The organism is Leptolyngbya sp. 'hensonii', from assembly GCF_001939115.1.
In the GTDB taxonomy this organism is placed as follows: Bacteria; Cyanobacteriota; Cyanobacteriia.
This window is the reverse complement of sequence record NZ_MQTZ01000026.1, coordinates 1-12,054: the sequence shown is the minus strand read 5'-3', so window position 1 is coordinate 12,054 and position 12,054 is coordinate 1. Positions and strand designations below refer to the sequence as shown.

11 protein-coding genes are annotated in these 12,054 nt (G+C 51.5%); 9 read left to right on the top strand and 2 right to left on the bottom strand.

The annotated features are described in order from the left end of the window. Both BST81_RS09505 and BST81_RS09500 read left to right on the top strand, forming a co-directional pair. Window positions 1-152: transposase (locus BST81_RS09505; RefSeq protein ID WP_143780290.1), on the top strand; the 152-nt coding region annotated here is incomplete at its 5' end. A gap of 74 nt (window positions 153-226) precedes the next feature. Next, complete coding sequence (locus BST81_RS09500) at window positions 227-1,963, top strand: hypothetical protein (protein WP_143780289.1); 1,737 nt, start codon at window positions 227-229, stop codon at window positions 1,961-1,963. 29 nt (window positions 1,964-1,992) lie between these two features. On the opposite strand, the gene BST81_RS09495 is transcribed toward BST81_RS09500, so the two are convergent. Beyond that, window positions 1,993-2,697, bottom strand: coding sequence for a response regulator transcription factor (locus BST81_RS09495; protein ID WP_075598308.1), 705 nt, complete (start codon window positions 2,695-2,697; stop codon window positions 1,993-1,995). A gap of 44 nt (window positions 2,698-2,741) precedes the next feature. Here BST81_RS09495 and hisG point away from each other — a divergent pair, with 44 nt between their 5' ends. The 7 genes from hisG (at window position 2,742) to BST81_RS09460 (ending at window position 11,409) form a co-directional block, all read left to right on the top strand. Continuing rightward, window positions 2,742-3,386: an ATP phosphoribosyltransferase gene (gene hisG / locus BST81_RS09490; protein ID WP_075598307.1), complete on the top strand. Its 645-nt coding sequence runs from the start codon at window positions 2,742-2,744 to the stop codon at window positions 3,384-3,386. A 42-nt stretch (window positions 3,387-3,428) separates the two neighbouring features. Next, window positions 3,429-5,252, top strand: coding sequence for an ABC transporter ATP-binding protein (locus tag BST81_RS09485; RefSeq protein WP_075598306.1), 1,824 nt, complete (start codon window positions 3,429-3,431; stop codon window positions 5,250-5,252). An 80-nt stretch (window positions 5,253-5,332) separates the two neighbouring features. Continuing rightward, on the top strand, window positions 5,333-7,051 hold the full coding sequence (locus BST81_RS09480) for an ABC-F family ATP-binding cassette domain-containing protein (RefSeq protein WP_075598305.1): 1,719 nt from the start codon (window positions 5,333-5,335) through the stop codon (window positions 7,049-7,051). A gap of 284 nt (window positions 7,052-7,335) precedes the next feature. Then, window positions 7,336-8,934 carry a 2,3-bisphosphoglycerate-independent phosphoglycerate mutase gene (gene gpmI / locus BST81_RS09475; RefSeq protein WP_075598304.1) on the top strand — a complete coding sequence of 533 codons (1,599 nt, stop codon included), beginning with the start codon at window positions 7,336-7,338 and terminating at the stop codon, window positions 8,932-8,934. Between the two features lie 160 nt (window positions 8,935-9,094). After that, the gene (gene secG, locus BST81_RS09470; RefSeq protein WP_075598303.1) at window positions 9,095-9,373 is read left to right on the top strand and encodes a preprotein translocase subunit SecG; all 279 of its coding nucleotides are present in this window, start codon (window positions 9,095-9,097) and stop codon (window positions 9,371-9,373) included. Between the two features lie 14 nt (window positions 9,374-9,387). Then, complete coding sequence (locus tag BST81_RS09465; protein WP_083636762.1) at window positions 9,388-10,167, top strand: hypothetical protein; 780 nt, start codon at window positions 9,388-9,390, stop codon at window positions 10,165-10,167. Between the two features lie 72 nt (window positions 10,168-10,239). Then, window positions 10,240-11,409 carry a DNA double-strand break repair nuclease NurA gene (locus tag BST81_RS09460; RefSeq protein WP_075598302.1) on the top strand — a complete coding sequence of 390 codons (1,170 nt, stop codon included), beginning with the start codon at window positions 10,240-10,242 and terminating at the stop codon, window positions 11,407-11,409. On the opposite strand, the gene BST81_RS09455 is transcribed toward BST81_RS09460, so the two are convergent. Beyond that, the coding region (locus BST81_RS09455) for a tetratricopeptide repeat protein (protein ID WP_143780288.1) at window positions 11,406-12,054 on the bottom strand (649 nt) is incomplete at its 5' end. The two genes, BST81_RS09460 and BST81_RS09455, sit on opposite strands and share 4 nt — an antisense overlap.

Sequence of the window (12,054 nt, the reverse complement as noted above, 5' to 3'; positions counted from 1 at the left end):
GGATTGTGGAGCGAACGTTTGCTTGGTGGAATAATTACCGACGGCTGAGTAAGGACTACGAAGTGTTACCGGAGATGAGCCAGGCGATGATTTATGGAGTCATGATGAGGCTAATGCTGCGCCGTTTAGCGAAATTACAAGAGCAAGCTTAACAATCATTTAGAAACAAGCTCTTAACCAACTCAAATGCTACTCTATAATTACTATAGTCTTATTTTGATTAATCATGCCAGCTAAAAAACGAATTAGGTTTAAATCGAAGACTAGTATTATCTATTTTCTTTCATTTTTATTTGTGTCAGTAATTTTGCTTAGCTCTGGCCTTCTTTGGAAAATAAGTTCTTTAAATGGAAAGTTAGCCTTACAACCATCTATTTCAAAACCTTCAGTAGTTGCCAGTGCAAATCGATGGATTATGCAATTAAAGGAAGTTAATTTCACTGGTACTCGCTCCTCTGAATTAGCAGAGACGGATACTGACTATCCCTTTGCTATACAATCAATGACGCGAATTAATGATGACAATTTTATTTTAGCAACCTATCAAAACTTATATCTTTGGAATAAGAGCAAGAACTCGTACTTTAAACTCCAAAAACCAAACAATGTTAAATCATGGCATCCGACAGGCGTCTTTTTTTCGCCGTTTTACCAAAGGTTATTTGTTGCCAATTATACAGGAAATGATTTGTTGGTTCTCAAAATCCAATTTCCAGAAACGAATCAGTCTGATAAAAAAACATCTTCTGAATTTCCTCGTTTAATCTTGGAAGAATCCTTAGTTCATACACTTGGAATTAAGGGGGCTGAAGGTATTTTCGTTAGCCCCATGGGACGTTACATGTCGATTGCAAATTTCGATGGTAAGAGTATCTCATTTTTTGAGAGATTAGATAATGATTGGAAATATCGATGGAGCTACCCTTTACCTTCAGCTCACGGCACTGTAATTGTAGGAAATTCTGTGTATGGATCAGGGACTAGTATTGTTGAAATTGATCTTGAAACTGGGAAATTAATCAAGGAGAAGAAATCTATTGGCCAAAGAGATATTCTGTTCACAACTTGCATTAATTACGACTTTCTTTCTGAAACATTGATTGTTTCAGATACGATGGCTGGCAAAGTCAGTGTTTTGAGTAAAGATTTAGATTTAATTAGTGAAATAGGGGAAAATGGTCCGGGGCCAGCAAATCTTGATATGCCATATTGTTCCTACCGGTTCTCCGGAGATCTTTATATACTCTCAACTTTTCAAAGAAGGATTATAGAGATCAATAGTCAAAATCAAGTATATTCGCACTACTTTGATGGTGGATGGAAATGGCTTGAGGGTCAAGCAAATGTTTATCTCTATCCCTCTTCTGGGATTTGGGAAAGAACTACGATGACAAATGCAGTAGCAGTTAAAATAGGAGACTTGTATTACCTGCCAGATTATGGATCTCTAAGAAGAGTAGATGGACAAGCCTCACTTTATCTTCCAACACATGGCCACTTATTATCTCCAAAAAGTGCTCCTGGTTTCTACATTGTGTCTATTGCACAAAGCAAGGATTATTTAATCATCATTGCTAACTCTTCAGATACTGGAATTTTACTCCAAAGAGGAACAGGAAGATTTGGCCAAATTTCTCTGGAGCAAGTAGGTTGTTGGGCATTAAACGATCGGGTAATGTGTCCTAGAGGAGAATATTCTTTGCAATATCTAGTTTCCGAGAAGTCTCAGATGGTTGAGATAAAAAGTCTTAAGTCTATAGCTGATAGCTTGAGTGTTTCTGTCCAAAATCTGGAGTCGGAATTTACCTCTGATGCTGGCTTGAAATTCTTGAAAACTTATAAGGCTGAAGAATCTTCTAAAGATAGTGTTTCAAAAGCAGCGAAGATATATTTCTCGAAAATCAAAAAAACCACAGTTCCTTTTATGGAATTCATTATTATTTCCGCCCTTAATAAATTTTGATTTGTATTTTGGCACATCGGGTTCCAATTTTATCGATGTCCTTCTTCCCCGAACCGATACCCCTTGCCATAGACCGTATGGATCAAGGTTGAACTACCATCCGTCTCAATTTTGCGTCGCAATAGTTTGATCTGAGCAGCCAGCGCATTACTACTGGGTTGGACCGCCTCTTCCCCCCAGAGATAGTCCTGAAGTTGAGCATGACTGAGCAACTGCCCAGCATTTTGCATCAGATAAGCCAGAAGGCGACTTTCCTTTTCCGACAGTTCGATCGCCTGTCCCTGCCGATAGGCCAGTTGATTTTCCAGGTCTAGCACCAGATCTCCCAGTTGTAACCGAAGAGGAAGCTCTGATGGCATTCCCGTGCCCGACAGCACCGGACGACGCAACAAGGCCCGCACCCGTGCCAGCAATTCCCGCAATTCAAAGGGTTTAACCAGATAATCATCTGCGCCCGCGTCCAGTCCTTCTACCCGATCGTCCAGGGTATCTTTCGCCGTCAAAAATAGGACGGGGGTGGTATCCTGGCGTGAGCGTAAATCCTGACAAATCTCCAATCCTGTCCGATGGGGCAGCATCCAGTCTAAGATCAGGAGGTCATAGTGACCTGCCGCTGCCATTTGACCGCCCATCCGTCCATCATGAGCCACATCCACCCCATATCCCTGACGAGTCAGGGCCCGGCTGAGGGGTTCAGTCAGTTCAACCTCATCATCCACCAGCAAAATTTTCATCTGAAAGCGGCTGTTCTATTTAAACTTCAACGTTCAAGCCTTCCATGATCACTGTTGCACTTCCGAAGGGAGCACTCCTGGCCGACAGTATTAATCTATTTAAAACGATCGGCCTCGATTTCAGTGCGTTTCTCGATTCCTCCAATCGACAATTACAAATTACAGACCCCACGGGCCGAGGGCAAGCCCTGCTCGTGAGGACCCATGATGTCCCCGTTTACGTTGAGTATGGGCAGGCCCAGCTTGGGATTGCGGGCTATGACGTGATTCGGGAAAAGCGACCTCGGGTCGCCCATCTGATTGATTTGCAGTATGGGCGGTGTCGGTTATCCGTGGCGGTGAAAGAAAGCAGCCCCTATCGATCGGCCTTGGACCTCCCCTCCCACAGCCGGGTCGCTTCCAAGTTTGTTCACTGCGCCCAGGAATACTTTGAGACCCTGGATTTGCCAGTGGAAATCGTGCCCCTGTATGGCTCTGTCGAGTTAGGCCCGATCACGGGGATGTCCGAAGCGATCGTCGATCTGGTCTCCACTGGCAGAACCCTGCGCGAGAATGGTCTGATTGAGATCGAAGTCCTCTATGAGAGCACGGCCCGACTGATTGCCCATCCCCTGGCCTACCGGCTGAATACCGACGACATCACCGATTGGATTGATAAATTGAGGCACGTCGTGGAGCAGTCCTTGTAGCCGTTTCATAATATGAGGAAGACCCCCTGATGAGGCCGATCGATGACTGCGTCTCCCCTGCTTGAAGCCCGAGATCAACCCCGCATCCGCGAAAACGACTGGCGACTATTCCTGAGGTTGATCCCCTACGGTCGTCGTCATGGGCGATTACTGGCCGTCTCTCTGGGGCTGCTGCTCCCCTTATCCATCGCTGGAGCCATTCAACCCATCCTGGTCGGACAGGCCATCTCTTTGATCCGGGGAGAACCCACCCTGTTTTTCCTGCAGGGGAAATCCCTGGCAGCAGGATTGAACCTGATCACCCTGCTGCTCGCCACCACCATCTTGAGTCTTCTCGTCCTCCAGGCCACCCAGGGCTATCTGGTGCAGAAAATGGGTCAGCACATTACAGCAGATATCCGGGAAGATCTGTTTGAACATGTCACCGCCCTGGCCATGCGATTCTTCGATCGCACCCCCGTCGGCAAGTTGATTACCCGCCTCACCAGCGACGTGGAAGCCCTGGGTGATGTCTTTGCCACCGGCGCGATCGGCATCGTCAGTGACCTGTTTTCCATGGTGGTGATCACCGTCACCATGTTCATCCTGCAGTGGCAACTGGCCTTCATGCTGCTGCTGATGCTGTTTCCAGTCACGGGCCTGATCATTTATTTCCAACAGCAGTACCGCACCGCCAACTACAAAGCCCGGGAGGAACTCTCCCTGCTGAACTCAACCCTGCAGGAGAATATCGTTGGCATCGGCGTGGTGCAACTGTTTCGGCGGGAAGGTTTTAATTCAGAACTGTTTCGCACCAACAACCAGCGGTACAACCGGGAAGTGGATAAAACCATCTTCCACGATTCAGCCGTCTCAGCCACCCTGGAATGGGTGGCCTTGGTAGCGATCGCGGGGGTTCTCTGGCTGGGCGGCCTGCTCGTTTTACGGGACGCCCTTTCCTTTGGGGTCCTATCCACCTTTATCCTGTTTGCCCAGCGCTTATTTGATCCCCTGCGCCAGTTTGCGGAGAAATTTACCGCCTTACAGTCTGGCTTCACCGCCGTGGAGCGCATCAGCGATGTCCTGAATGAGCCGATCGAAATTCGAGATCCAGAAGGTTCGACTCTGGAACATCCAGCCCCGATCGACCCCAAACGCTTAGGAGAAATTCGCTTCGAGCATGTCTGGTTTGCTTACAAGCATGATGACTATGTGATCTCCGATCTGGACTTTACGATCCGTCCAGGGGAAAAGATTGCCCTGGTCGGGCCAACTGGAGCTGGAAAAAGCTCGATCATCCGCCTACTCTGCCGTCTGTATGAAACCACTCAAGGCCGCATCCTGATTGATGGGGTTGATATTCGGGATATGCGCCAGGCGGATCTGCGCCAGCATCTGGGGGTGATTCTTCAGGACGGATTCCTGTTTGCTGGAGACGTAAAGAGTAATATTACGTTGGGAGAGAACTATCCCCTGGAAGAGGTGCAGGCTGCCGCAGCAAAGACCAACGTTGCTGGCCTGATTGAGCAATTGCCCCAGGGCTACAACACGATGCTGCGGGAGCGTGGCACGAATATTTCGGGAGGACAGAAGCAACTGCTGGCTTTTGCCCGGGTGGCAATTCGCAATCCCGAAATCCTGGTTTTAGATGAGGCAACCGCCAGTCTGGATGTTCGCACTGAAGCCCTGATCCAATCGGCTCTGGATCAACTCCTGCAGGGCCGCACGGCCATTATCATTGCCCATCGCCTCTCTACCATTCGAAATGTGGATCGGATTTTCGTGCTCAAGCGAGGTCGTCTGGTGGAATCGGGCACCCATGATGAATTATTGGCCCAGGAAGGGGTTTACGCCAGCCTGTATCGGTTGCAGATGCTAGAGTCATAAGAAGATGGCTCGTTTAGATCCTTAAAACTTTGTTAAGCTTTATATTTGTATTCTAGTCCCCTCTATTCTGGAGACTCTCTGTGCTGCGACTGGAACATGTCAGCAAAATTTATCCCACTGGTGAAGTCCTGAAGGACATTAACTGGGAAGTCAAACCGGGCGATCGCATTGGTCTTGTGGGCGTTAATGGGGCCGGCAAATCCACCCAATTAAAAATTATTGCCGGGGAGATTGAGCCGACTGCCGGAGAGATCATTCGCCCCAGCAGTTTACGTATTGCTTACCTGACTCAGGAATTTGAAGTAGACCCCAGCCGGACCGTGCGGGAGGAATTCTGGCGCGCCTTTGGGGAAGCCAATCAGGTCCACGAAGAGATGGGCCGCGTCCATCGAGAGATGGAACTGGCCGATCCCGACGCGCTGGATCGGCTGATCCACGACCTCGATCGGCTACAACGCCGGTTTGAAGCCCTAGATGGGTACGCCCTAGATGCCCAGGTTGAAAAGATCCTGCCCGATCTGGGCTTTGATCTGGAAGATGGTGATCGCCTGGTTAGTGCCTTCAGTGGGGGCTGGCAAATGCGGATGAGTTTAGGGAAGATTCTCCTGCAAAAGCCAGATCTGCTGCTGCTGGACGAACCGACCAACCATCTAGATTTGGAGACGATCGAATGGCTGGAAACCTACCTCAAAGGTCTGATTACCCCCATGGTGATTGTCTCCCACGACCGGGAGTTTTTGGATCGACTCTGCAACCAGATTGTGGAAACTGAACGGGGAGTCTCCACCAGCTATCTGGGGAACTATTCCGCCTATTTGCAGCAGAAAGCAGAATTGCGGGAAGCTCAGCAAAGTTCCTATGAACGACAACAGAAGGAACTCGACAAACAGCAAGCCTTTGTTGATCGCTTTCGCGCCAGTGCCACCCGGAGTACCCAGGCTAAAAGCCGAGAAAAACAACTGGAGAAGATTGAGCGTGTTGAAGCTCCCACAGGGGATTTGAAAACGCTCCACTTCCGCTTTCCTCCCGCCCCCCGGAGTGGTCGCGAAGTCGTCGAGATCAAAGATCTGGTCCATAACTATGGCGATAAGATCCTGTTCCTGGGGGCCAATCTTCTCCTGGAACGGGGCGATCGGGTGGCTTTCCTCGGTCCCAATGGAGCTGGCAAATCCACCCTGCTGCGCTTGATTGTAGGCATGGAGACACCCACGGATGGGAGCGTCAAAATTGGCGACCACAATGTGATCCCCAGTTATTTTGAGCAAAATCAGGCCGAAGCGCTGGATCTACAGAAAACCGTCATGGACACCATCCACGACGAAGTGCCCGACTGGAAAAACGAGGAAGTTCGCACCCTGCTGGGTCGCTTTCTGTTTACGGGTGACATGGTATTCAAACAGGTAGAAGCCCTCAGTGGTGGGGAAAAAGCCCGCCTGGCCCTGGCTAAGATGCTGCTGCAACCTGCCAACCTACTGATCCTGGATGAACCCACCAACCATCTGGATATTCCGGCCAAAGAGATGCTGGAAGAGGCACTTCAGCATTATGACGGGACAGCCATTATTGTTTCCCACGATCGATATTTTATTTCTCAAGTCGCCAACAAAATTGTTGAGATTAAAGATGGAGACTTTCGCGTCTACTTAGGGAACTACTCTTATTATCTGGATAAGATAGCTGAGGAATCTGAAAAGGCTCAATTAGCTGCGATCGAAGCAGATAAAGCTACCAAAGCTGCAGCTAAACGGGAGAAACAAAAAGCCAAAGAAAAGGCAAAAAAGGAAAAGGCAAAAACCTAGAGGATTGGTCATTGGTCATTTGCTATACTGCATTCTTAATTTCGGGTCATTGACTGGAGATGTTCCTCTATCTATCACTCAATGCCCGTCGATCCGTTGACCAGGAGCAAGTAACCAGTGACAAATGACGAGCATGCGTGATTGTAAGTCAGGTTTAAACCATGTGATATTGATACCCATCGGAGATAGATGATCAATCACAACTGTCAATTCGTGAACTCCAAATCCCATAGCCCCGATGGTATGATTGCGAAGAAATCACTAGGTAGTAAGGGTGACTTAGTATGCCATTAACCTCTGTGTCTCCAGTAGTACTCGTGATTCTGGACGGTTGGGGTTATCGCGATACAGCAGAAGGAAATGCGATCGCACGAGCTAACACCCCTGTCATGCAAAGTCTTTGGGCAGCTTATCCTCACACCCTAATTCATACCTCTGGTAAAGATGTCGGGTTGCCAGATGGCCAAATGGGGAACTCCGAAGTCGGCCATCTGAACATTGGTGCTGGTCGCATTGTGCCCCAGGAATTGGTCCGCATCTCAGATGCGGTAGAGAATGGGTCACTCCTCAGCAATCCCGCTCTAGTAAGGGCCTGTGAGAAAGTCAAGGCCACAGGCGGCAAGCTTCACCTGATTGGGTTGTGCTCGGAGGGTGGGGTCCATTCCCATGTCAATCATCTGTTTGGACTCCTGGAACTGGCCAAGGTTCGAGCTGTTCCGGATGCCTGTATCCACCTCATTACGGACGGTCGAGATACCCAGCCCACCGATGGCAAAGAAACCGTTCGCATGATTCAGGAATATGTCAACCAATCTGGATTTGGTCGCATCGTCACCCTGAGCGGTCGATACTACGCCATGGACCGGGATCGGCGCTGGGATCGGGTCAAGCTGGCCTATGAAACCATGACCCAGGATGGCCCTGGGGATGGCCGATCGGCTCTGGAGGTGGTTGCTGCTTCCTATGCCAACGACACCACCGATGAATTCATCCTCCCCACCCGGATCGCCCCCGGCGCAGTGGAGCCGGGAGATGGGGTGATTTTCTTTAACTTCCGGCCCGATCGGGCCCGCCAGCTCACCCAGGCTTTTGTCGATCCCGAATTTACCGGGTTTGAGCGGCAGCAGGTGCAACCCCTGACCTTTGTCACCTTCACCCAATACGACCCCAATTTTCCGGTCGAGATTGCTTTCGAACCGCAGAATTTGAACAATATTCTGGGCCAGGTGATTGCTCAAAATAAGCTGCATCAGTTTCGGACCGCTGAAACCGAGAAGTATGCCCACGTCACCTATTTCTTTAATGGGGGCATTGAGGAACCCTTTGAGGGAGAAGATCGCGAACTGGTCATGAGTCCAGCCGTAGCGACCTACGATCGTGCCCCTGCCATGTCCGCCGAAGCGGTCACGGATGTTGCAGCTCGGGCCCTCGAAAAGCGGCTCTATTCCCTGGTTGTGATCAACTATGCCAATCCGGATATGGTGGGGCACACGGGGCAGATGGATGCCACGGTGCAGGCGATCGAAACGGTCGATCGCTGCCTGGGTCGTCTTCTAGACAGTGTCAGCCAAGTGGGCGGCACCACCCTGATTACCGCCGATCATGGCAATGCCGAATACATGCGCGATGAGCAAGGCAATCCCTGGACCGCCCATACCACTAATCCAGTTCCGTTCATTCTGGTTGAAGGGGAAGGGATGAAAATTCCGGGGCACGGGGGAGAAGTGGCCCTGCGGTCTGATGGTCGCCTGGCTGATATCGCACCGACGATTCTGGAGATTCTAAAATTGCCTCAGCCACCCGAGATGACCGGTCATTCGTTAATTGAACCCGCCAGGGTAGAAGTCCGATCTAATCGGACTCCTGTCCGACTGTCCCTGTAATCAAAATTGATCCGGGGTAAGGACATCCCATGGAACATCTCTACCGCCCCCAGTAACCGTTTTAAGCCACCACTAGGGACGAACCTTTGTTCGTCCCTGTAACCGATCGCTCGATTAGCCTCTAAAATAGATCTTTGTTCCTTTATTCCGATCTGCCCCTATGACTATTGTCACCATCCTGAAAGCCATTTGGTCAACCTCTGCCCTTGGGCTGATTATCCTGGTGCTATTACATAGCCCCAAAGGGGATGGCATTGGCGGCATCGGCGGTCAGGCCCAACTGTTTACCAGTACCCGGAGTGCTGAAACAAATCTCAACCGCATCACCTGGATTCTGGCCGTCCTCTTCATTGGTCTGACCATTATTCTGAGTGCCAATTGGCTGGGTCAGTCTGTCGCCGTACCGGTGCTGCCTTCCACGCCGCCTTCTCCCCAATAGCAGGGCCGTCGAGCATGGTCCGGCAGAAAAAATATCTGACCCACTGGCTTTGGGCCAGCTTTCTGGCTGTAGCACTGATTCTATTGTCCCCCTCAGGTGGGAAATCCCAGTCCAGTAGCATCGCCGATCGTCTCCCCAATCTTCCCCCACCCCAGGTCCATCCCCTACCAGCATCCCTGGCTGCCTGGCAGGACAAAGACCAGTCAGGAGGCTATTTCGACCAGGTGACGCCAGTGGAAGTGGGATATTTCATCTGGTCTCGTTTTCCGGTTCGGGTTTATGTGGAGCCCGCAGGAACCGATCGCCCCAGCCAGCGCTGGACCTCTGCCGTTTTGCAGGCTGTGCAAGATTGGCAGGCTTATATCCCACTACAGATGGTCCAACAGCCCGAAGTCGCCGATATTTCCTTCGGGCGTGGGGGCCTACCCATTCGCTTTTCCCGTGAGGCCAAGCATGGCCCGACGGGACGGGTCCGATCGGCAGAAACCCGCTTTGAGCTCTATACCAGGCCAGACCCCTCTTCTGGGCAACCCTATCTCTGGCATCGGGCCGCGATTCGGATTCGCCCCACCCAGACTGAACCTTATATCCGGGCTGCGGCCCGTCACGAACTGGGGCATGCCCTGGGCATTTGGGGGCACAGTTCTAATGCCGCAGATGTCATGTATTTTTCCCAGGTCCGCCAGCCCCCCCCCATTTCGGCCCGAGACATGAATACCCTGAAAAAGGTGTACGAACAGCCAACCAGTCTGGGCTGGCCCTTACCAGCAAGCACCCCTGAACTTAAAAAATAGATCTTGCCAGCAACCCAGGCTTCGATACAATTGTACTAAATCTGTTCAGTCCATCTTTTTTGATCTCCATCTATGGTGTTGAAACCATCCCAAATTCTGGCCCAACTAGACGCCAAGCAAGCAGATTTCCAAAATTTTGGCCAGACCGCGCTCCAACTGCTCCAAACCTATAAAGCTGCCCTCACGGATGCGGCCCAGCTCTCCCATACCCAGTTAGCCCTGTTGCAGGAGGGCGGAGTCGGGGAAAACCCAGGGGCAACCCCCCTGGAGGCCCTGGGGAATTGTCCCCACTGGGTTCTGCCATCCAACCTGACCTGGACCAGTCGAGAGCAGAGTCTGGCCTGGGTGCGCGATCGTCTGACTGGCATCGCCACCTTCGCAGTAGACGGATCCCAGATCTATCCCACCAAAGACCTGTCCATTCCCGTAGCCCTGGTTCAAATTGGCTGGTTCGAAAACCGCCACCTGCCCATGGGCGAGTACGAAAAGGATATTCGGGTAGACGTGATGACTCCGACAGATCTGCGGGTAGAGCGGGCGGGCGACATTGTTGATCGCCGGGTGAATATGCGCCGCTTTGAGCTGGAAACCCAGCGGCTAATCGAGTACATGGAGGCCCATGCTGGAGCCGAGGACTGTCTTGTTTTCCTGGATGGCTCCCTGGTCGCCACTTTTGCCGAACCCTTTGAAGAACCCGTGCGGGCGTTCTATACCCGTTGCATTCTGGCCTTATTGCGAGCGGCTGATCGTCATCGGGTTCCTCTGGTCGCCTATATCGATACCTCCTATGCCCGAGATCTGACCGTGATGCTGCAACAGCTCTACGAACTCCCAGAGGCCCGCACCATCCATGATGCCCAATTACTGGGTTCATTCATGAAATGGGGCGATCGCACCCCCCTGTTTCTTTGCCGCCGATCGGGTATCCTCTCCCAGTATCAGGAGCAGCAAGAACAAATTGCCTTCACCTATCTCAAAGCTCACGATGGCTATCCCGTCCGGTTGGAATTGCCCCTCTGGCTTTATGAACGCGATCGTCTGGAGCAGATTTTAGATTGGGTGCGGGGGGAGATCATCATTGGCAGCGGCTACCCCTACGTGATCGAAACCGCCGACCAGACCGCCGTCTTGAAGACAGAGGACCGACAAGCCTTCTACAAACTCTTTCAGGAGTGGGCGGAGGGAGAACAGCTCCACCTGCGGCTGTCTCGCAAGATGGTGAGCAAAGTGCGCCGACGCTAACGGGTTCCAGCAGGTTCTCGCCGACCGGGAATGCCCCGTCCTCTGGGTTTACCCGGTCCCCCCCGAATAGCCCTGGGAATTGACATGACGGGTGTGCCGGCTCTTGGGGGCAGCAGGGGGGGTTGGGCCGGGAGAGCTGGGGGTTGTCGGCTGGAAGAATTAATCCCTGTTTCTGTCGCAGCCTGACGGCGGGCCTCTTCCAACTGCTGCTGATAAAGCTGGGCCGACTGCTGAAAATCTGTCATGGCTTCTTCCACCAGTTCCAGATCCCGGCGAGCCAATCCCCGATTGTAGTAGGCATCCGCATCATTGGGGTTGAGTTTAAGGGCCTCAGTACAGTCCTCGATCGCCCCCCGAAAATCCCGCAGATCATAGCGGGCTGCACAACGGTTGATATAGGCATCCAGGGCCTTAGGATCCAGCTTCAGCGCCTGGGTGCTATCTTCGATTGCCCCCGGCACATCGCCTGAGAGCCGTCGGGCTTCTCCTCTGGCAATATAGGCATCGGTGTATTTGGCATCCAGCTTCAGCGCCTGGGTATAGTCAGCGATCGCCCCCTTATAGTCTTCGGCCAGGAATTTATTCACCCCCCGGTTGAAGAAAAAGACCGCATTCTGTGGTTTACCGACCTCCGGCCTTCTGACA